This is a genomic window from Erysipelothrix urinaevulpis, assembly GCF_009828835.1.
Lineage (GTDB): Bacteria > Bacillota_I > Bacilli_A > Erysipelotrichales > Erysipelotrichaceae > Erysipelothrix > Erysipelothrix urinaevulpis.
The window spans coordinates 70871-91526 of record NZ_WTTB01000006.1 but is presented as its reverse complement, the minus strand read 5'-3'; the positions used below and the strand labels follow the sequence as shown (position 1 = coordinate 91526).

Here is a 20656-nt window from a genome sequence, read left to right as displayed (position 1 = left end):
AGATTATTCACAACAATGAATCGTCTGGTTTTATTATTATTTTGTTTATTCAGCGCTTGGTTTTTCTTCAATAGCACTGAGAACTAAGTTTAAGATGATACCACAGATTGCAGCTAAACTCATACCACTTAAGGTTGTTTCGGGTGTAAGTTGGATGCTTGCTCCCCCTAAACCAATCACCAACATGGTTGAAACAACTACTAAATTTTTCATGTTGCTTAAATCTGTTCGATCTTTAATTAATACTTTAACACCATTCGAAGCAATTAAACCATAAAGAATAATGGTCATTCCACCAATAACTGCCCATGGAATACTACTAATGAATGCTTGAACATACCCTAAGAAACCTAAGAAAATTGCAAATACAGCAGCTAGACCAGTAACCCAAACCGAACCAACACGAGTCATTGCGATCACGCCTGTATTTTCACCGTAAGTTGTGTTTGCTGGCCCACCTAGAGCGGCAGAAACAAAGGTTGCTAAACCATCCCCAAGAATTGTTTTATGCAAGCCTGGATCTTCGATAAGATCTTTTCCAACAATTTCACCTAGAACAATATGATCACCAATATGTTCAGCAATCGTAACCAATGCAAGCGGAGCAAAAACAATGACAGCTGAAAAATCTAGTGAATACGTTCCCAAGAACACAAATTTAGGAACTTGGAAGAATGTATATCCTTGAAAGACTTCATTTAAGTTAACAAGTCCTAATAGCACTGCTGAGATATACCCTGTCATAATTGCAATTAGAAATGGAATCACACGCATAAAGCCTTTCCCTCTTAAAGAAACTAAAACGACTGTTGCAAAGGTAATAAAAGCAACCAAAGGAACTTTCCATGCTGCCCCTGCTAAGCCAATGTATTTTCCTTGATCAAGTAATGGTTGAATCCCTGTTAATCCTGCTTCAGTTACAGCGGTTGGTGCTAATGATAACCCAATAATGATAATCATCGGACCCACAACGACTGGAGGCATTAACTTTTTAATCCAAGCACTACCTGTAAAGTTAATAATTAATGCAATGACCATATATATTAATCCAACAACCATGAGACCAACATAAGCACTCTCAACGCCACCAGTTGTTCCAACAGCAGCCGCAATACTGCTGATGTAAGCAAAACTACTTCCTAAATAAATTGGTACTTTAGCTTTTGTACAAGCAATATAAATTAATGTTCCAACACCACTTGCAACCAATGACACCCCTACGTCTAATCCTGTTAAGATAGGCACAAGAATGGTTGCCCCAAACATTGCAAATACATGCTGAATACTTAAAATTGCCCAATAAGCCTTTGATTTAGGCTTCTCATGAATATCAACTAATAAATTATTTTCCATACTCTCTCTCCTTATATTGGGTATGGGTCTCAAACAAAAAAGGCACCATTAGGCGCCCTTCAATGCAAGGTAAAAAATCGTACCTTGTTGTGCTCTCTGTCACAACTTAAAGGACCTATACTAGAAGGAATTATACCATATTTTCATCACTTGTCTAGTCTCTATGCAAAAAAATGTCATTTATTTATGAGCATGATATACTCATAGGTAGATATATGGAGGGAACAATGAATAAAACTATAGAAACAATGCTCAATCATAAAAGCATTCGTAAATTTAAGGATCAAGAAATAGATCCAGAAATCATAAGCACGTTGGTTGATGTGGCACGTCATACTTCAACCAGTAATTTTATGCAATCGTATTCAATCATCAGTGTGAGTGATCAAGAAAAGAAAGAGGCAATTGCTAAAGTAGGAAATCAACCCTACATCGCCGAATCTGCACATCTATTCATTATGGTCATTGATCAAAATAGAAACATGCACATCGCAAAAGAAAAAGGACAAGATACAGAAGTATTGCATTCCTTCGATCGTTTCTTAATCGCAGCATGTGATGCCTTGTTAGCAAGTCAAAACATATTAACAGCCGCTGAATCTCTTGGTTTAGGTGGAGTCGTATTGGGAAGTATTTTAAATCAAGCTGATCAAACCGCTGAAATATTGGGATGTCCTGAATTTGTATTTCCTATCTTAGGTATAGCACTTGGGTATCCTGATCAAACACCACAACTCAAACCAAGATTACCTCAAGAGTTGATGCACTTTGAAAATGAGTATCCACAGCACGAAAACTTACATCAAAAACTTCAAGACTACGACAAAACAGTCCACGAGTATTATGATTTAAGAGACGCCAACCGTCGCGTCGACCAATTTACCAAACAGATTACCGAAGGAATGAACCGTAAACACCCAGGACGCATGAAATTATTAGAGTTTCTTCAGGAAAAGGGATTTGCAAAATACTAAACTTTTATCGATATCAATGCTAAAGAAGACATCTTTAGCATTTTTTTATTAACAAAAGCAATCAAACTAATTGGAGTATTGTTCTAAGTTTTGTGTGTCCTGTTAAAAAAACATTCAATGTGATACGATAACTATATATTCATGCGATGCTTGATTAACAAAAATAGAGGGGACCTATTATGTCAACAAAAATAACGAAAGTTTTTTCTACAGCGTTTATTATTTTCATTGTATTTTTTTCACTAATCTTAGTATCAAGTAAACAGGAAGCTCTGCTTATCAATATTTTCGAATCGAATTTCTACACAAGCATCTACATCCCTGAAAGTACAAAAATACCTAAAACTAAATTGATTGAGATTTTATCATCAGCTCAAAAAGATCAAGTGTACTTTAGTCAATATAAAGATAATGTAAACTATGTTTCTATTCAAGATTTTAATCAAGATGTTGACTATTTTCTTGGCGAAAAAATTCCTGATGGAACAACAAGTTTATCAACATTTGACTTAGAGGTCGATCATAATTTTTATGTGAAGCCTTTGCAATTTGGGACTACCGATAATTTAAAACTAACCTTCAAAAAAATGGACGAATCCAGTTTAAATGATGAAGAATATGGTTTTTTTAATCTCTACGCGCAAGATCAAGAAAGCGCCAATACTTATCTCTACAAAATTTCTCAGCTTATTGGAATCGATCAAGAAGAATTCATCCAACAAAAATCGATATCAAATGATGCTGATTTTTTTAATGTTTTCATATTAACTGGAATTATCATATTTTCAATTAGCAATATGCTGGTCATTCTTTTTGGTTTCATCAAACGAAATAAAGAAATCGGTATTTATAAGATGCTTGGTCTTTCTGACCTTTCCGTCGCAAAGATTGGCTTATCTGACTATATGAAGTGGTTCATAATGTGTTCAATAATCACAATTATCGCAACATCTCTAATTACTAACTATTGGAGTATCTATCTTATTAAAACGCAAATAAAATATTTAGGAGTGTTTTTCATTGTATCGATATTGTTAATTGTAATATCTTCAACGATTATTACTCGAAAATATAATATTGCTTCATTAACCAAAAATCAAAAAACTACAAATTCCATTATCCGCTTTTCGATGATTGCGAAATTGTTATTTGTTATAGTACTGAGCTTCTTTTTAGTAAATACTACATCGATGTTAGATTCTCTGATCAAAGACCAACATAAACTACGTATCTATGAAAATTATAGTGACACCTACGCCTTAACTTCCTATGTAAAAAATTTCTCAAACATTGACGAATCAAATCATAGAAGAGTCCCTAGAGGATATCCAGACTTTAATTACCTTGATTTTTATCAAAATGTTGTGGTGAAAAATAATGGTTTATATGCCGACTTCTCCGCTTATCAGAGTGAAATTAATCGTGATGAACAGTATTCGTTTGCGTTAGTGAATGATACATATATTCAAGATTATGAGTCAATACCTCTAAACAAAATCAAAGAAGCACTTAAAGAAAAAAAACGAGTACTCTTAATCCCAGACGAGTTTGATGATGTTAAAGAAGATATATATAACGATTACAAAGTATACTTTCAATCATCTAAAACAATGACTAGCGATTTACCAATGGAAATCATAACCTACAAACAGGGCGACTTTTTTACAATGAATACTGCAGTTACTGGAAAAAATTATCTGATTCACAATCCAATCATCATAGTCTTCGATGAAAATACAATCGAAGGAATTCCAGAATTTCAAATGCGTTTCTTAGGATATGGGTCGGGTACTGCAGCTCAGTTCATTCTAGAAGACAATGAAACAAAAGAGATGTGGTATGAGAAAAACAAACCGACATTCAAGACGCTTAATATTGAAAAAAACATCCCCCTCAATGCATTCAATAATACGTCCAATGACTTGGTTGTTATGATTTCAGTTTTAAAAGCATCTATAAAAATATTTTCAGTCATTCTTGTCATCGCTATATTGCTTATCGGCTTTGTGAGTTTTAATATGACTTATACGTATATGAATGATATGAGAAAAGAAATATTTGTTCGAAAACTATTTGGAGAACCTGATACAAAGATATTTAAAAAATATATATTAATCCTAATATTCACCGACTTATTGGCTATCATAATGGTATTAACTGCCCTTCCGGTCTTTCTAAATACACCTATTGACACCATTGGACTAGCTAGCATTATTGTAACAATATTATTAATCGAAACCCTCATGTTTTATGCTGTTAAGTCAAGTATATACAAAAGTAATATGAATCATCAAATCAAAGGAGAATAAAAATGATTGAATTGAAATCTGTTGGAAGAACATTTGGTAATCGCACACTATTTGAAAACATTAATGATACCTTTAAAGCAGGAGAAATGGTCGGTATATCTGGTAAAAGTGGCTCTGGTAAAAGTACCCTCTTAAATATTATCGGCTTAATTGATCGTGAGTATGATGGCGAAGTGATCATCCATGAAGGTTCAACGAAAGCATTAAGTAAACGAAAAAAAGAACAATTAGTCAAAGAGAACATTAATTATCTTTTTCAAAATTACGCTTTAATCGATAGTGAGACTGTACGTTATAATTTAGAAATTGTATTGAGCAAAAAGAATGATCTTTCTTTACACAATGCTTTAGAAAAGGTAGGCCTTGATGCATCCATATTGGATACCCCTATTTACATTTTAAGCGGTGGTGAGCAACAAAGAGTTGCTTTAGCACGCTGTATTCTAAAAGAAGGTCATATTATCTTAGCCGATGAACCGACAGGTAACTTAGATCAAGAAAATGCTGCAGTTGTTATGAATATTCTTTCCAATTTTACCAAGCAAGGCAAAGTTGTGATTATTGTTTCTCATAGTGATGATATCATCAGTCAATGTGATCGGATACTGACACTGTAACATCATTAAGTTTAAAAAATCCGGAACGTCTCGTAGGAGATATTTCGGCTTTTTCGTATTGATACACTAATGTTAAAACATCACACGTTTTTAATTTTTAGATGCTTTTGTATTCATTAAATATTTAACCAGTATCATCACTAACCCTGTTCCAAATAACACATAAGGCATACCGTTCATGGAAACTCCTGTTTTTGGTAATGTTCCCTGTGTTGTTTGTGTTGTTGGAACTTGTGTTTTATCTTGACTCACACCCAATACTTCTTCGACCAATTCAGGTTCTGTTGGTTCTGTTGGTTCTGTTGGTTCTGTTGGTTCTGTTGGTTCTGTTGGTTCCGTTGGTTCTACCGGTGTTTTTTCATACACTAAGATTACATTTTGTGCACTCAAACTGAATGAACCGTTTAAATCACCAATGACTTCCTTTAGTTGATAACCTTCTAGCTCAGTCTTGACTGAAAAATTTTGTCCTTCGTCAACATAATGGTTATCATTGCTATCGTAATGATCATAACTTACTTTTCCTAATTCACTTGTTGGGTCAAGAAGGTCTTCACCTTGCTCTGAATCTAATTTGTAGCTTACATCAAGCTGTCCACCATGACTGTAATAAAAAATTACTTCATCGATTTCTTTATCGTTTTTTGCGATTAAGTCATCATATGACAACACCGTTTCATGGCCTTTATAAATCATTCCGTCCGTGTAAACAATATGATAATAGTAGAAAACATAACCAAATTCAGGTTCTGGGAAAATGACAAATGGATTTTCAAAAGCATCCTTAACAATGTAATCATGATGCAATGGTTGCCAAGTTTCATTCGCTTTTATTGTTTTATCAACGCCACTATCAATTGTATCTGAAAGAATGGATGTATCCTTGGCGACGACCTCACTTGTCCGTATTTCTCGATAACTAATTTCATTTTGTGTTTGTGCTTGTGTCGTAACCGGAACGATCACGAACAGGAGTAAAACACCGATCATTATTTTTTTCATATAGTCTCCTTTAGTTAAACCTTTACAATCTTAACACCATTTAGTCCTTATTTTTTTATCACAATTTAATTAATTAGACAAAAATTGAAAAAAACTACCCCTTAATGGATAGCCATACATCCAGTCTTTGTTTTTATTTTGTATACAATGCTGATTTGATAACAAAAAACCAAGATTTCTTTACAGCTTATCTTGGATTTTTATATTCTATCTAATTAATTCATTTAATCTTATTTTACCAACCAGCTAAAAAAGCTGAATAAACAACACCTTTCTCATCTTTAAACATCGCCACAGCCCCTTTATTGGCGTGAGGATTTAATAGATTTTGTCGATGTCCTGATGAGTCAATCCAACCTTGCACTAGTGATTGGGGTTGAGCATAGCCATATGCTAGGTTCTCTGCGGCTAAATCATAAGTGACGCTATCCCACTGTTTTCCACTTGGGCGAACATGATCAAATTTGACCGTAAGTTCTTGTGCCCTAAGAGTCGTTGCTTGGTAGATTCGATTGTCCCAAACCAACGATTTCATTCCATGATCATTTCTAAATTGATTTATTTTCCTAAAACTTTCTTTTGAACTCGAATCAAGAACAAGCCCTTTAGTCGTTGTGTTACTTCTTTCATTTGATGAATTTGACTTTTTAGACTTCGTCTGTGTTTGATTACTTTGTTGTGGTTTACGTACCTGAAAAGGTATTTCTTTGACCGTAACCTGGTCAGATGTTTTTTTCGTTTCAATTGGTTTCTTTTTTGAACCTACGTGAACAATTTCATCAACACTGGGTTCAAGCATTGTTTGATTCAACTGATTAACATAAACAACATCTCCGCGACGAACTTTAACATTTTGAACCTGACACCGTCCATCTTTTCCTTCTTTTACGACCACTTTTTTTCCTAAATCAATCGTTTTATTATCTTTAATAATTGATTGATGTTCAATGACTTTTTCATAGGATTCAAAGTATGTTTCTCGATTTTTCTTTAACGCTTGATGATAAATTAGTTCGTCATTTTTTTTCTTAATGATGACAAACCCTACACTACAAACAACAAGGAATATCACAAGGATATAGCCATACCATTTTTTCATATTTTCCCCTCTTATATCTTACAATCACTCAAAGTTTAACATGGTAAACATGACATAACAAGCCTGGATTGGCTATATTTATTAAAGAGTATAGGCTATACTATCTATAGGAAGTGATAATATGAAAACAGTAATCATTGATGCAGCACAGAAAGCAAATTTTAATCCCGTCATTCTTAAAGAATTAATGACATATCCATTGACCCTTAAACCAACAAGAAACCCATTTACCGATCTTGACACCCTTTATAATTGCAATGATGATGAACGATTTATGCATTGTCTTGATGCTTTTTATCTCTATTGTTTAACCATGAAGCAAAAGAATATTCCAAGCAAAATATTTTATGATACCATTTATAATTTCAATCATAATATTATGAAATACTACAACGAACATCAACGATTGGGAATTTTTGCGAAAGACATTAAGTGGCTCAATCTCTTATTCACTGAAAAGATATTTAAAATCCATACATTGCGGTTTCAAATTTTTCCAATGGATTATGCAGAGATGGAGCGTGAAGGTTTGGACTATCTTCCCTTATCACCACAGAATAAACATGAGTTCCCTGAAAATACACCCATGATAAATGTCCATATTGAGACAGGGACAGATTTGTCACCCCAAGCTGTATCCCAAAGTTTTACAATGGCGAATGAGTTCTTTTCGCAGTATTACCCTGCGCACACATATCAATATTTCATTTGTCGAACTTGGATCCTTCACCCTTCACTGAATAAACTTCTAGATGATAACAGCAATCTTATGCGATTTAAAAACAGATTTGACCTAATTGCTACATCTCAAAACTACACTCAAGCCTTGGAAAGAATTTATGGTACAGCTTCATTAGCAACGATTTCTACCATGAATAAAAAAGGACGCCTCCAAGAGGGGGCTTACAGAATCTATGAGAGCTTAGGTGTGGGTATTGGCATCATGAAAAAGGAGGATATTCAATGATTAAATCAAATCCTTTTCCATTTTCAAATGACAATAAACGGTATAAAACCTATAATTATTTTGTCAGAGAAACCTATAAAAATAAAACATTTAAAATAAGCATTGATGCTGGTTTCACCTGTCCTAATCGAGATGGGACCTCCGGTTATGGAGGCTGTGTTTTTTGTTCAGCCAGAGGATCTGGTGACATGATTCCAGACACTGAAAATATTGAATTACAAATTCAGGAAGGTCATCGAATTATGAGTCAAAAGTGGCCTAACGCAGAAAAAATCGCTTATTTTCAAGCATACACTAACACCCATGCTCCTTTGGAAGATCTCAAAAAATTATACGATCCTTTTTTTGAAGATGATCGCTTTGTCGGAATTGATATCGCCACGCGAAGTGATTGTCTAGATGATGAAAAAATTGCCTACTTCGAGGCTATGAGTCATAAAAAAGATCTAACCATTGAGATTGGATTGCAAAGTATCCATAAATCGACGGGCCTTTGGATGAATCGTGGGCATGATTTAGACTCAGTAACCGATATTCTCCTCAAACTAAAAAAAGCTAAAATACGAACGTGTATCCATATCATTAACGGATTCCCCGTTGAAGACAAAGCCATGATGTTGGAAACCATTGACTATGTTGCGAAAATTAAACCTGACATGGTCAAAATCCATATGTTACATTTATTAAGAGGGACAAAATTAGGGAACCAGTACATTAAAGAACCCTTTGATATGTTAAGTAAGGATGAATACATCGATCTTGTCGTTGATCAAATTGAACGCTTACCACCTGAAGTTACAATTGCTCGTTTAACAGGTGATGGTTTATCAGATGACCTTTTGGCACCATTATGGACCCAAAAGAAAACAATTGTTCTTAATGACATTGACAAATTAATGGTAAAACGAAATACTTGGCAAGGAAAATACTATAAACAATAAAAAAACCATATCTTTTTTTGAAAAGATATGGTTTTTAGTTTTATTTTTTTAGATACAAGACGATGATGACCAGAAGTCCTAAGACAATACGATACCACCCAAAGGCTTTAAAGTCATTGTTTTTAATGTAACCCATCAAGAATTTAATGGTAATAATTGAAACAACAAATGCTACAATCATACCAACAATTAAATACAAGGCTTCTTGAGATGTAAAATTAAAACCAAAACTAATTAGCTTCAATAAACTAGCACCAAACATCACCGGCACTGCCATGAAGAAAGTAAACTCTGCTGCGACAAAACGAGACACCCCAATCATGAGTGCACCCACAATTGTTGCTCCTGAACGAGAGGTTCCTGGAAACACTGCCGCAATCAATTGAAATAATCCAATAATGAGAGCTGTTTGATACGTAATTTCTGATAGTGTATTAATACGGGGTGTTTGCCCTGCATGGCGATTTTCCACAACGATAAAGAAAATACCAAATAAAATTAACATAATGGGAACAACTTGGACGCCCATAAATTTATCAATAATATCATCAAATAAAATTCCTACAATGGCTGCTGGTAAAGACGCAACAACAATTTTAAACCACATACTCATAATGTCTGAGTCAATTTTAAAGCCTTTCTTGAATGAGAAAGGAAATAACTTATCCCAATATAAAACAACAACGGCCATAATCGCTCCAAGTTGAATAACAACAAAGAACATTTTTTTGAAGGCATCGCTTGCTTGCAATTGGATAAATTCATCCACTAAGATCATATGCCCAGTACTACTGATGGGTAACCATTCAGTTATCCCTTCGACAATTCCAATTATAATTACCTTTAATAATTCAATCATTTTTAAGACTCCTTTTTTTTACTCTTATTCTAGTTTAGCATATATTATTTTGGAAATGTAGACTAACCCGTGCAAGTGTCATTAAAAAAAGGCTATTACATTAAAATAAACGCTTATTAGAGCCATAATCAGTGTATATGTTAACTTGTTGTGATAAAATGAAATCAAAGGGGGGGGGGACTTGCTTATGGTCACGTTATTTTCAAGACATTCTCAGTTAAATATCGAATCATATTTGCATTTTCTAAGCACGTGTAATGAATTTATTCTTGGTCGATTGACATTTAAACGATTGGACATGATAGCCTATGTCTAAAATCGGTCTACTACCATTTGTTTTTCTGTGTGTTTTCTTTTATTATAATTTTGCGAATCCTTACTTATATGACTTTTACAGTTTAAAGTTCAAAATTGGAAACGTCGTTCTTGCGATTGTATCAGCTGCTTTGTTTATACAGTTGAATCCATCGATGTCGAGCATGGTTTATGTCTTATTGGGTGTCAATCTCTTGAGTTCACTTATCGCCTTACGTTTTACTCAAGAGACGTTCCTATCTCACAATTTAAATCAAGTGGTTCATTTCTTTTTTATTCTTGCCATCATCATTTATTTATTATCAATTTTCAATGGAAAAGCTTGTTTAATCTGTTACCACCCGCTCGATAATATCTATATTTTTATTGGTGCTTGTTTAATTCATTGTACGATCTGGCGTTTTTATACTAAAATATTCAAAAAACAGATACGAATTTCACATAAATACAAAATTGACAAGAAGAATCTGGCCTTTACCTTTTTTTACATCATCAATATATTGTATGTGAGTGATCATTTTTTTAATGAACGATCAACAAATTCTGCTTTTCATTTAAAAAGTAAATTAACGGTCATTATTATCTCATACCTTATTTTCTATGTTGTTTCATACATGAATTATGAACATACTAATTTACTAATTTATAAGAGTAAACACGAAATGTTGGAAAAGAAATACCAGATTTTAAATTTAAAACTTGAAGAACAAGGACGAATCGCTCGAGAATTGCGTCTTTATCGTCATGACCTCTTAAATATTATGAATGTTATCAGTGAAAATAATCTTGCTGAAGAAGAATTTATCAAAACGATGATTGAATCACCAGAAATCAAAGAGTATTTGAATCAAGAAATTAGCTTATCGAATCATCCTTTTCTTGACGCTTACCTTTATCAATTTAATAAATTGTGTCTTAACAATGACATTGACTTTCAAGCGCAATTAATCTGGGAAACAACGATGAAGGATAACGATTCGCTTAGACTTATTTCCAACTTACTAGACAATGCTTACAAAGCTTGTCTCAATGTTGAAAAGGGTCGTAATATTAAGATTGAATCAGCAATTATGGATAATTCAAGACTGGATGTTATGATTTCAAATACCTTTAATGCTAACAACAACTATTCGAAAGGAAGCGGTTTGGGATTACAAACAGTGCGTAAAATCATTAATGAAAATGGTGGTATGTTTCATTATGAGAAATTAGACAATCAATTTATTGCCTATATTTCTTTGGTTAATCAGCATTAAGGACATTGCGTTGCAGAATTTTAATGATTCCGGTGTTGATGAATGCTGTTGGGATGACATGGACAAAAAAGAGAGTTTTTAAAGTCTGTATGCTAAGCTGGGTCAAAAAATAAATAATGAGTAAAAAACACAAACCTGAAATAAGGGTTCCGATAAATGTTAGGAGTCCTTTTTTTGTACCTAAGTGTTTAAGATGGCTGATGATTATTCCAACAATTATTTTATCAACGATGTTAGCGATTAAACCAAAAGGCATCGTTGAGGTGAGACCACTTAAGATTCCTGCAATGACTGAAATTGTGAAATCATCCGTGAATGACGTGCTTTTGAAAAGACTGATTAACATCATAATTAACATAAAATCGGGTTTCATAAAGCCCATAAAACTTGGTGTTATCATGTGTAAGATTAAACCCATTCCTAATAATAACGCTGATTGACTCATTGTTTTTGTTTTCATAGTTTCCTCCTTGTAACAATGTTAAATCGATTCGAATCCTTCTTCATACCATGATAATCACCTCCTTGAAGACAAAAAAAGACTCCACCCCCACAGGGCGAAGTCTCTTTCGCGGTACCACCTGATTTATAACTTAATTAAGTACTATCATACTTATCTCTTTTTAACGGTAGAGTCCCGTCATGTTCTACTACTTTCGATTCGAACAGCCCTTCATGAGCCCATTCACTTTAACCATCCAATATGTTCACACCAGCCACATACTCTCTGCCATAGATTTTATAAAGTTACTTTTTCTCAATCACTAGGTTATCGTTTCAATAATAATAACATTATCTTAATTTTTTTCAAGTCTTTTAAATTGTTTTGTTCCATTGTGCAAGAATATTTAAGTCTTTTTCTGTGATAACATGTTTTTCTTGGGCAATTCTAATTAAGTCACTATAATTTGACAGCGATTTTACCTGAATATCTGCTTTTTCGAATGCCGTTTGAGCACGTGATAATTCATAGGTGAAAATGGATAAAACTGCAAGAACATGATGACCTTGTTCTTCTAAAGCTTGGCAAACTTCGATTGAACTTTTTCCACTTGAAATAAGATCTTCAATGACAATCACCTGTGAATTTTCATTGAGTTTCCCTTCGATTTGCTGACCTTTTCCGTGTGCTTTATGACCACTTCTGACATATGCCATCGGTAAGTCGAGAACATCACTTACCCAACATGCTTGTGGTATCCCTGCTGTTGCGGTTCCAATAATTGCATCAACATCTGGATAGTTGTTTTCGATCATATCAACAAACGCCTTGGTAATGTAGCGACGAATTTCTGGAAATGAAATTGTCACACGGTTATCGCAGTAAATAGGACTTTTAATGCCGCTAACCCATGTATAATAATTATCTGGTCTTAAACTAACAGCACCGCAATCTAATAAATAGCTTGCAATTGTTTCTGATTTATTCATGAGCATTCTCCATTTCTTTTAGGATGGCTTTGTATGATTCATAAGGGTTATGTGACTGAGTGATGGGTCTTCCTATCACAATATAATCAGATCCTAGTTCACAAGCTTCCATGGGACTGACAACTCTTTTTTGGTCGCCCACCGATGATGTTTTAGGGCGAATGCCTGGTGTGACACACAGAAATTGCTTATCAACATGGTTGTGAATGAGGGATGCTTCTAAAGCAGAACACACAACACCATCTAATCCTGCTTCTTGAGTTAGTTTGGCGTAGTTTAATACTGATGTTTGCAACGATTCGTTGATGAGTTGTTCAGCTTGCATTGATTTTTCAGAGGTAGATGTTAACTGGGTTACAGCAATCATGATGCCCTCACCAAAACCTTGACGAGCTGCTTTCATCATTTCCAATCCACCTGCAGCATGCACATTAACCATATCAACACCAAGGCTTTTTAAGTTCTTCATTGTACGTTCAACGGTATTGGGAATATCATGAAGCTTTAAATCTAGAAAAATTTTATGCCCTTGGGCTTTAATGACTTCAACGATTTTGGGTCCTTCTTTGTAATATAATTCCATCCCAATTTTTAAAAACAGTTGTTCATGCTTAAATTTTTCTAAAAATGAATACACTTCCTCTTTACTAGAAAAATCCATGGCTATAATTAACTCAGTCATTTCTTACCTCCTCAATTAAACTCTCAATACTCTTGATTCCTAGTTCATCCATTCGTTTTGGTAATGCTTCAATGATCTTTGGACAAATAAATGGGTCTGAAAAATTTGCTGTTCCAATTGCAACTGCACTGGCTCCTGCCATAATCATCTCTAAGACATCATCAGCAGAGCTTACACCTCCCATACCAATAATCGGAATCTTAACGGCTCGTGAGACTTCATATATCATACGAATCGCGAGTGGAAAGATAGCAGCTCCTGACAACCCACCTGTTTTATTGCCAAGAATCGGTTGTTTGGTTTTTAAATCAATTCGCATTGACGTGAGTGTATTAATCATCGTTATACCATCAGCTCCTGCTGCTTCAACTGCTTTCGCAATCTCAACAATATCCGTTACATTCGGACTTAATTTAACATAGACTGGTTTTTTTGAGACAGCTTTAACTTTTTTTGTTAAGTTATATGCAATCTTGGGGTCTGTTCCAAAAGCAACGCCCCCCTCATCAACATTGGGACATGATATATTGAGTTCAATCGCATCCACTAAATCACTCTCAGAAATACGGCGTGTAACCTCGATGTATTCTTCTTCAGTTGAGCCTGCAACATTCGCAATAATGGCTGTATCATACTGACGAAGGACCGGATATTTTTCTTCCATAATCACAGACAACCCTGGATTTTTTAAACCGATTGCATTCAACATCCCAGCAGTTGTTTCACAAACTCTTGGCAAGGGATTTCCTTCTCTTTCATCAAGTGTGGCTGCTTTCGCAATAATTCCTCCAAGCAGTGATAAATCGTAAAGTTCTGTGAATTCTTCACCAAATCCAAAGCAACCACTGGCTGGCATAATTGGATTTTTTAAATTTAATCCTGGTAATTTTACTGCTAATCGATTCATATTAATACTTCCTTCCCGTTAAATACTGGTCCATCTTTGCAAATTCGTTTCGTTTTGTCTTTGGTGTCGCATGCATAACAGGCGCCAATTCCACAGCCCATTCGCTCTTCCAAAGAAAGATAGATTTCTGATGTTTTTTCATAGTATGATTGCACAAAACTAAGGACTACTTTCGGACCACAACTGTAGACAAGATCGTAGTTCTTTCCTAATGTCTTTAAAAGATCACTTGCGTAGCCTTTAAACCCAACACTGCCATCATCACTACTGATATAAACTGTTCCAAGTTCCTGAAACTCTTTTACATAGTAAGCAGCGTTTTTGTGTTGAAAGGATAAACTAATATCAAGATCGACATCATAGGCTTGTAACTCTTTTGCAAGTTGATAAAGAGGTGCAATCCCTATCCCTGCTCCAACAATTAAGACTTTTTTATTCTTTAACCATGGACCAAGTTTAAACCCATTTCCAAGGGGTCCAAGAACATCAACATCATCACCAATCGTTAACTTTGATAAAGCAAGGGTACCTTTCCCCACAACTTTGTACAATAGTGTCATCGTATTTTGATGATACGAACTGATGCTGATAGGTCTTCTAAGTGGCAAGGCATCATCATTTAACTTAAGATGAACAAATTGACCAGGCTCTTTAATTAAACGAGCAATATCACCTTCTAATATAAGTTCGTAGGTATCTTCCGCAATTTTATGATTCGCAAGAATCCTCATCATTTCAACTTTCATTCACTGACCTCCAAGTTTCCAAGGTTTTGAACTTCTTGATTCTAAAACCTTTACTAATGCACGCGCAGTGTCAATCGATGTGAATAAAGGAACTCCTTTTTCTACTGCAGTTCTTCGAATTAAAAAACCATCTGAGAATGACTTAGTCTCATCACTGACTGTATTCACAATAAAATTTAAATCTAAACTTTCAATCGCCCACTTCATATCATGATTTGATTCATCCCATTTCGAGATAAGCTGACTTTTAATGCCATGTTCTTTTAAGTAATTGTGGGTGTTTTTACTGGCTAATAAATCATAATCTAATGACTCGATGGTCTTTGCTAAGTGAAGCATCTCGTCTTTATCCTTATCGGCGATGGTCAAAAGAACAGAACCTGTTTCTTTAAAGGTGTACCCACTGCTTAAGAATGCTTTGAATAACGCCTTTTCCAAAGTTGGTGCAGAACTCATAATTTCACCCGTTGATTTCATCTCTGGGCCAAGGTATGTGTCAACACTCCGCAATTTAGAAAAGGAGAATATGGGAGCTTTGATATGGATGCCTGCTTGTGCTTTAATCAGACCATAATCTTTATCAAGGCATTCACCCATTGCGATTCTCGTCGCTAGTTTGCTAACATCGATCCCACTCGCTTTGCTAATAAATGGAATAGTCCTTGAGGCCCTTGGATTCACTTCAATCACATATATTTCTTGATCTTGAACGATCATCTGGATATTCATCAATCCCTTAATCTTTAATTCTCTCGCGATTTTTCTTGAGATATCAACGATTTCTTGTTGTCGTGTTTCATCAAGGCTTACACTAGGATAAACAGCCATTGAATCACCTGAATGAACCCCAGATTTTTCGATATGTTCCATTAAACCTGGGATCAAAATATTTTTTCCATCTGAGATGACATCTAAATCAAGTTCAATCCCTGAGATATACCGGTCGATGAGAACTGGTTTATTAAACGATAATTCAGAATGTTCTACAAGGTAGTCTTCTTTTGTTTTTATGATTTTCATCGAAGCACCACCTATGACAAAGCTTGGTCGAATAAGGACAGGGTAATTTAATCTATCTGCCAAACTTAGATAATCCTCTTGATTATGAGCAATGTGGGCTTCTGGTTGTTTGATATTCAATTTTCTTAAGAGTTTTTCAAAGGATTCGCGATCTTCTGCTCGATTCATTTGATCTGCCTGAGTTCCAAGAATTTTTATATTATGGTCGCTGAGTGTTTCAACAAGATTGATGGCCGTTTGACCTCCAAATTGAACAATCACACCCTCAGGTTGTTCATAATTAAGTACATCAAGGACATGTTTGGGTGTTAGTGGTTCGAAATAAAGTCGGTCTGCAATATCTTTATCTGTTGAAACTGTTGCCGGATTATTGTTAATAATAACAGCTTCATACCCTTGTTCTTGAATACTTTGAACGGCTTGGACACTTGACGTATCAAATTCCATACCTTGACCAATGCGGATTGGACCTGAACCAATGACAACAATGACTTTTTTATTTGATTGTTTCTTCTTGCCTGCTTTTGAATCACTGGCAAAAGAATAAAAAGTTTTTTCATTGATTGCTGCAAATTGTGGGGTAGTTGCTTCATAATAGGCTTGTTTTTTGACCATTTTCTGTAAACTTTCAATCAATTTTAAGTCGATTGATGTACGAATAGACAGTTCCTCAACACTACCACCACGTCTTAATAATTCAATCATTTGATAAATTCGGTCATCACTTCCTTGCTCAATATTACTAAGTAGGTCATAATCGCTGTACCCTTTGAAATCAACATCGTTTAATTCAAGAGATGCAAGACCTTTATACATACATTCTTCAAGCGTACGACCAAAGGCCATGATTTCACCCGTCGATTTCATCTGAGTTCCTAAACGGCGATCACCTTTTTTAAATTTATCAAAAGGAAATCGTGGCATTTTGCATGCAACATAGTTTTTTTCTTTAGAATGAGGTTGCTTGATTTCACTTAATGTCATTCCAACTGATAATTGAGCCGCCACACTTGCGATAGGATAATCACTGACCTTACTTGCAAGTGCTGATGAGCGGGAAACCCTTGGATTAACTTCAATGACATAATACTGATTTGTCAAAGGATTTAAAGCAAATTGGACATTACATGAACCGATGATACCTAATGCATCCACAATTTTTATTGCTGAAGTTTCAAGCATCATTTCTTGTTCATGGGTGATTGTTTGAGCAGGTGTAAAGACTATTGAATCACCTGTATGAATCCCTACTGGATCGAAGTTTTCTAAGGTACAAACCGGAAGAATAGCACCTGTTTTATCACGAATCATTTCAAATTCAATTTCTTTCAATCCGGAAATATCTCGTTCAACAAGACATTGATTCAGTGGTGATAGTGCTAAACCTTGTTTTACAATTTCCTGATAGTCTTCATCTGTTTTGCATCGACCACCCCCTGTTCCACCTAAGGTAAAGGCAGGTCTGACAATTAAAGGAAGGCCTAAGGTGGTTTTTGCTTGCTTAGCTTGTTGGGCTGTTGTGATAATTTGTGATTCAACATACGGTTCCCCTATCGAATCTAACAAATCTCTAAACATTTCACGATCTTCTGCCTTTTTAATCGTATGGATTGGATGACTTAACAACTCCAAATTATAACGATTAAACACATCTTTTTTATCCATCTCTAACACCATATTAAGTGCTGTTTGTCCCCCGAAATTACCTAAAACTGCATTGATTTTCTCTTTACGAACAATTGAAATTACATTTTCGAGTGTCATTGCCTCAATGTATATTTCATCAGCGGTTGTGGAATCAGTTAGAATGCTAGCTGGATTCGAATTTAAAACAACGACCTCATGACCCAAAGCTTTTAATTCTTTGGCTGCTTGTGTTCCTGAGTAATCAAATTCTGCGCCTTGGCCTATAATCGATGGACCTGACCCTATTAAGAGAATCTTTTTGTTCTTTACTTCTGCCATACACGTTCTCCTTTCACAAATGTCATAGTGCAATAACCCTGAAGAACTTCATTAAGAAATGGTGTATTCGATGATTTTGATGCAATATGATCTGGCCCAAATGTTTCGGCTGTATCAAGATCGAAGACTGCTAAGTCTGCTTTAGCACCAACTGTAATTCCTGTCGTCTCAAATCCAAAGCGTTCAGATGGTTTGCGATACATTGTTTCATAAAGATCAAGCAAACTTAATTGATTAGTTTTGACCATTTTGGTGTACAGGAGCGGAAAGGCAATTTCACTGCCTATAATTCCAAAGGGAGTATCAATAAATCCTCCTTGTTTTTCATTTTGTGCATGGGGTGCATGATCTGTTGCAATCATATCGATAGTTCCATCAAGTAGACCTTCTAATAAGGAGGCTTGATCATCCCTACTTCTAAGGGGTGGATTCATTTTGTATTTGCTGTCATTTTCCAAGACATCCCATTCATTTAAAACTAAATGATGAGGTGTAACCTCACACGTCACATCCACACCCATCTGTTTAGCAAACCGTATCATAGCAACACTTTCTTTTGTTGAAACATGACACACATGATATTTTGCGCCTGTTTGATGGGCAAGGACTAAGTCACGAGCAATTTGACTTGATTCGACGCTTGATAAAATTCCAGGTAAGCCCAGTTCTTGATTGCGCAAGCCTTCATGCATTACTCCCTCATTCAAAATATCCTCATCTTCTGTATGAGCAATCAATATTTTGTCATTTTTTGCAAGTTCTCGCATTGCTTCTAGCATCGTAGATGACCTTTGAACGCCTTTGCCATCATTACTATATGCAATTGCTCCCATTGCTTTGATATCGACAAGTTCATCACTCACTAAGTCTTTGGTGATGGCTGCGATTTGATGGACATGAATTTTAGCGTCACGTTTGATGATGTCGTTAATTTTATCAAGGGTCTCTTTATTATCGACACTTGGTGATGTGTTAGGCATAGCCATAATTTTTGTGAAGCCCCCACGCATGGCTGCCTCACTACCTGTTTTAATTGTTTCTTTGTGTTCAAATCCTGGTTCTCTTAAGTGAACATGCACATCAATTAAACCTGGTAACAGTAATTGTCCTTGTAGATCAATCTCATCTTCCCCTGAAAGTTCTGTAGAAATTTCAGTAATGATTCCTGCTTCAATTTTTAGATCTGTTTGTTGAAGATGACCTTCTTTACTTAAAATATTTGCATTCTTTAAAATCATTTAGTTTATCTCACTTTCATTGATCAAAGCTTCTAATATTGCCATTCGCATATACACACCATTTTCCATTTGCACAACAAAACGAGATTTCTCAGCTTCAACAAGCTCATCAACAATCTCTACATTTCTATTAATTGGTCCTGGGTGCATGATAATTGCGTCATTTTTTAATTTATTATAGCGTTCTACTGTCATACCGTATTCTTTTTGATACATCAATAAATCGCCACATTCATCATGACGCTCATTTTGAATCCTTAACATCATGACAACATCCATTGATTCAATCACACGATCCACTTCAACATAATCGCCAAACTGTTTGAACACGTCATCTTGATACATATCAGGTGATGAAAAGTGTAAGTTTGCTCCAAGTTTAGTTAATATTTTCGCATTAGATTTCGCAACTCTTGAGTGACGTAAATCACCGATAATTAAAACATTAAGTCCTTTAAATGAACCATATTCTTCATAAATTGTCATGATATCAAGCAAGGATTGAGTTGGGTGTTCACCACATCCCGCACCAGCATTGATCATTTTCATATTGAGTGGTGTGAGTGCATTATAAAACTCATCTTCAGGATGACGAACAACTGCAAGTTGAACACCAATTGCTTTAAAAGTAAGCAATGTATCATACAATGACTCACCCTTACTTACTGAACTTTTTTCAATTTCAAAATCTAGAATATCTAGACCGAGATTACGCTGGGCCATAAGAAAACTATATTTTGTCCGTGTACTGTTTTCATAAAAAAGATTAACCACCGTTTGATTATATTTAGGATATTCTTTTGTTGTTTTAAACAAAAGAGCACGGTGGATTAATGTTTCAACATCATTGCCGTTCAAATCGTTAACACTTAGTAATGCATTCATCTTAGCCCTCCTTACACATTCGTGTAGTCAACTAGAGCAAGACAGACTAATAAAGAATTTGCTCTTTTATAAACCTCACTGGATTTATTT

Annotated in this window: 19 protein-coding genes and 1 other annotated feature; of the genes, 7 read left to right on the top strand and 12 right to left on the bottom strand. The window is 35.1% G+C overall.

The features are described from left to right. Positions 1 to 45 precede the first annotated feature (45 nt). Positions 46 to 1353, bottom strand: coding sequence for a uracil-xanthine permease family protein (locus GVV10_RS07630; protein ID WP_159521305.1), 1308 nt, complete (start codon positions 1351 to 1353; stop codon positions 46 to 48). Positions 1354 to 1580: 227 nt separating this feature from the next. On the opposite strand from GVV10_RS07630, the gene nfsA reads away from it, so the two are divergent. The 3 genes from nfsA (at position 1581) to GVV10_RS07615 (ending at position 5253) form a co-directional block, all read left to right on the top strand. Then, positions 1581 to 2327, top strand: a complete 747-nt coding sequence (gene nfsA, locus GVV10_RS07625; RefSeq protein WP_159521303.1) for an oxygen-insensitive NADPH nitroreductase — start codon at positions 1581 to 1583, stop codon at positions 2325 to 2327. 179 nt (positions 2328 to 2506) lie between these two features. After that, the gene (locus tag GVV10_RS07620; protein WP_159521301.1) at positions 2507 to 4636 is read left to right on the top strand and encodes a DUF1430 domain-containing protein; all 2130 of its coding nucleotides are present in this window, start codon (positions 2507 to 2509) and stop codon (positions 4634 to 4636) included. A 2-nt stretch (positions 4637 to 4638) separates the two neighbouring features. Continuing rightward, a complete protein-coding gene (locus tag GVV10_RS07615) occupies positions 4639 to 5253 on the top strand; it encodes an ATP-binding cassette domain-containing protein (protein ID WP_159521299.1) in 615 nt (204 codons plus the stop codon). A gap of 90 nt (positions 5254 to 5343) precedes the next feature. Here GVV10_RS07615 and GVV10_RS09455 read toward each other — a convergent pair whose 3' ends face one another. Both GVV10_RS09455 and GVV10_RS07605 read right to left on the bottom strand, forming a co-directional pair. Continuing rightward, positions 5344 to 6255, bottom strand: coding sequence for a MucBP domain-containing protein (locus GVV10_RS09455; RefSeq protein ID WP_201290021.1), 912 nt, complete (start codon positions 6253 to 6255; stop codon positions 5344 to 5346). Positions 6256 to 6490: 235 nt separating this feature from the next. Then, a complete protein-coding gene (locus tag GVV10_RS07605; protein ID WP_159521297.1) occupies positions 6491 to 7354 on the bottom strand; it encodes a CAP domain-containing protein in 864 nt (287 codons plus the stop codon). 121 nt (positions 7355 to 7475) lie between these two features. Between GVV10_RS07605 and GVV10_RS07600 the strand changes: the two genes are divergently transcribed. Together GVV10_RS07600 and GVV10_RS07595 are read left to right on the top strand one after the other, a co-directional pair. After that, positions 7476 to 8321: a hypothetical protein gene (locus tag GVV10_RS07600; protein ID WP_159521295.1), complete on the top strand. Its 846-nt coding sequence runs from the start codon at positions 7476 to 7478 to the stop codon at positions 8319 to 8321. Next, complete coding sequence (locus GVV10_RS07595) at positions 8318 to 9262, top strand: TIGR01212 family radical SAM protein (protein WP_159521293.1); 945 nt, start codon at positions 8318 to 8320, stop codon at positions 9260 to 9262. The genes GVV10_RS07600 and GVV10_RS07595 overlap by 4 nt, the downstream gene beginning before the upstream one ends. A gap of 40 nt (positions 9263 to 9302) precedes the next feature. Here GVV10_RS07595 and GVV10_RS07590 read toward each other — a convergent pair whose 3' ends face one another. Next, the gene (locus GVV10_RS07590) at positions 9303 to 10121 is read right to left on the bottom strand and encodes an undecaprenyl-diphosphate phosphatase (protein WP_159521291.1); all 819 of its coding nucleotides are present in this window, start codon (positions 10119 to 10121) and stop codon (positions 9303 to 9305) included. Between the two features lie 187 nt (positions 10122 to 10308). Here GVV10_RS07590 and GVV10_RS09545 point away from each other — a divergent pair, with 187 nt between their 5' ends. Together GVV10_RS09545 and GVV10_RS07585 are read left to right on the top strand one after the other, a co-directional pair. Next, the gene (locus GVV10_RS09545) at positions 10309 to 10437 is read left to right on the top strand and encodes a hypothetical protein (RefSeq protein ID WP_268892254.1); all 129 of its coding nucleotides are present in this window, start codon (positions 10309 to 10311) and stop codon (positions 10435 to 10437) included. Continuing rightward, positions 10430 to 11692, top strand: coding sequence for a GHKL domain-containing protein (locus tag GVV10_RS07585; RefSeq protein ID WP_159521290.1), 1263 nt, complete (start codon positions 10430 to 10432; stop codon positions 11690 to 11692). Before GVV10_RS09545 ends, GVV10_RS07585 begins: the two co-directional genes overlap by 8 nt. Here GVV10_RS07585 and GVV10_RS07580 read toward each other — a convergent pair. The 8 genes from GVV10_RS07580 to GVV10_RS07545 all read right to left on the bottom strand — a co-directional run bounded on the left by GVV10_RS07580 (position 11679) and on the right by GVV10_RS07545 (position 20566). Then, positions 11679 to 12152, bottom strand: coding sequence for a tryptophan transporter (locus GVV10_RS07580; protein ID WP_159521289.1), 474 nt, complete (start codon positions 12150 to 12152; stop codon positions 11679 to 11681). The two genes, GVV10_RS07585 and GVV10_RS07580, sit on opposite strands and share 14 nt — an antisense overlap. 90 nt (positions 12153 to 12242) lie before the next feature. Further along, positions 12243 to 12466: a binding site (T-box leader), on the bottom strand. A 42-nt stretch (positions 12467 to 12508) separates the two neighbouring features. Continuing rightward, the gene (gene pyrE / locus GVV10_RS07575; RefSeq protein WP_159521288.1) at positions 12509 to 13123 is read right to left on the bottom strand and encodes an orotate phosphoribosyltransferase; all 615 of its coding nucleotides are present in this window, start codon (positions 13121 to 13123) and stop codon (positions 12509 to 12511) included. Continuing rightward, positions 13116 to 13805, bottom strand: a complete 690-nt coding sequence (gene pyrF / locus GVV10_RS07570) for an orotidine-5'-phosphate decarboxylase (protein WP_159521287.1) — start codon at positions 13803 to 13805, stop codon at positions 13116 to 13118. Before pyrF ends, pyrE begins: the two co-directional genes overlap by 8 nt. Then, positions 13798 to 14712, bottom strand: coding sequence for a dihydroorotate dehydrogenase (locus tag GVV10_RS07565; RefSeq protein WP_159521286.1), 915 nt, complete (start codon positions 14710 to 14712; stop codon positions 13798 to 13800). Before GVV10_RS07565 ends, pyrF begins: the two co-directional genes overlap by 8 nt. Next, on the bottom strand, positions 14709 to 15458 hold the full coding sequence (locus GVV10_RS07560) for a dihydroorotate dehydrogenase electron transfer subunit (protein WP_159521285.1): 750 nt from the start codon (positions 15456 to 15458) through the stop codon (positions 14709 to 14711). The genes GVV10_RS07565 and GVV10_RS07560 overlap by 4 nt, the downstream gene beginning before the upstream one ends. After that, positions 15459 to 18443 (bottom strand): carbamoyl-phosphate synthase large subunit, encoded by a 2985-nt coding sequence (gene carB, locus GVV10_RS07555; RefSeq protein ID WP_159521284.1) that lies wholly within the window; start codon positions 18441 to 18443, stop codon positions 15459 to 15461. It lies immediately after the preceding gene. Next, a complete protein-coding gene (locus GVV10_RS07550) occupies positions 18431 to 19681 on the bottom strand; it encodes a dihydroorotase (protein WP_159521276.1) in 1251 nt (416 codons plus the stop codon). Before GVV10_RS07550 ends, carB begins: the two co-directional genes overlap by 13 nt. Further along, the gene (locus GVV10_RS07545; RefSeq protein WP_159521274.1) at positions 19682 to 20566 is read right to left on the bottom strand and encodes an aspartate carbamoyltransferase catalytic subunit; all 885 of its coding nucleotides are present in this window, start codon (positions 20564 to 20566) and stop codon (positions 19682 to 19684) included. Between the last annotated feature and the right edge of the window lie 90 nt (positions 20567 to 20656).

What these genes read in the sequence shown, in the direction of transcription:
- GVV10_RS07630 (WP_159521305.1), bottom strand. Translation starts at nt 1,353, where the DNA reads ATGGAAAATAATTTATTAGTTGATATTCATGAGAAGCCTAAATCAAAG.
- nfsA (WP_159521303.1), top strand. Translation starts at nt 1,581, where the DNA reads ATGAATAAAACTATAGAAACAATGCTCAATCATAAAAGCATTCGTAAA.
- GVV10_RS07620 (WP_159521301.1), top strand. Translation starts at nt 2,507, where the DNA reads ATGTCAACAAAAATAACGAAAGTTTTTTCTACAGCGTTTATTATTTTC.
- GVV10_RS07615 (WP_159521299.1), top strand. Translation starts at nt 4,639, where the DNA reads ATGATTGAATTGAAATCTGTTGGAAGAACATTTGGTAATCGCACACTA.
- GVV10_RS09455 (WP_201290021.1), bottom strand. Translation starts at nt 6,255, where the DNA reads ATGAAAAAAATAATGATCGGTGTTTTACTCCTGTTCGTGATCGTTCCG.
- GVV10_RS07605 (WP_159521297.1), bottom strand. Translation starts at nt 7,354, where the DNA reads ATGAAAAAATGGTATGGCTATATCCTTGTGATATTCCTTGTTGTTTGT.
- GVV10_RS07600 (WP_159521295.1), top strand. Translation starts at nt 7,476, where the DNA reads ATGAAAACAGTAATCATTGATGCAGCACAGAAAGCAAATTTTAATCCC.
- GVV10_RS07595 (WP_159521293.1), top strand. Translation starts at nt 8,318, where the DNA reads ATGATTAAATCAAATCCTTTTCCATTTTCAAATGACAATAAACGGTAT.
- GVV10_RS07590 (WP_159521291.1), bottom strand. Translation starts at nt 10,121, where the DNA reads ATGATTGAATTATTAAAGGTAATTATAATTGGAATTGTCGAAGGGATA.
- GVV10_RS09545 (WP_268892254.1), top strand. Translation starts at nt 10,309, where the DNA reads ATGGTCACGTTATTTTCAAGACATTCTCAGTTAAATATCGAATCATAT.
- GVV10_RS07585 (WP_159521290.1), top strand. Translation starts at nt 10,430, where the DNA reads ATGTCTAAAATCGGTCTACTACCATTTGTTTTTCTGTGTGTTTTCTTT.
- GVV10_RS07580 (WP_159521289.1), bottom strand. Translation starts at nt 12,152, where the DNA reads ATGAAAACAAAAACAATGAGTCAATCAGCGTTATTATTAGGAATGGGT.
- pyrE (WP_159521288.1), bottom strand. Translation starts at nt 13,123, where the DNA reads ATGAATAAATCAGAAACAATTGCAAGCTATTTATTAGATTGCGGTGCT.
- pyrF (WP_159521287.1), bottom strand. Translation starts at nt 13,805, where the DNA reads ATGACTGAGTTAATTATAGCCATGGATTTTTCTAGTAAAGAGGAAGTG.
- GVV10_RS07565 (WP_159521286.1), bottom strand. Translation starts at nt 14,712, where the DNA reads ATGAATCGATTAGCAGTAAAATTACCAGGATTAAATTTAAAAAATCCA.
- GVV10_RS07560 (WP_159521285.1), bottom strand. Translation starts at nt 15,458, where the DNA reads ATGAAAGTTGAAATGATGAGGATTCTTGCGAATCATAAAATTGCGGAA.
- carB (WP_159521284.1), bottom strand. Translation starts at nt 18,443, where the DNA reads ATGGCAGAAGTAAAGAACAAAAAGATTCTCTTAATAGGGTCAGGTCCA.
- GVV10_RS07550 (WP_159521276.1), bottom strand. Translation starts at nt 19,681, where the DNA reads ATGATTTTAAAGAATGCAAATATTTTAAGTAAAGAAGGTCATCTTCAA.
- GVV10_RS07545 (WP_159521274.1), bottom strand. Translation starts at nt 20,566, where the DNA reads ATGAATGCATTACTAAGTGTTAACGATTTGAACGGCAATGATGTTGAA.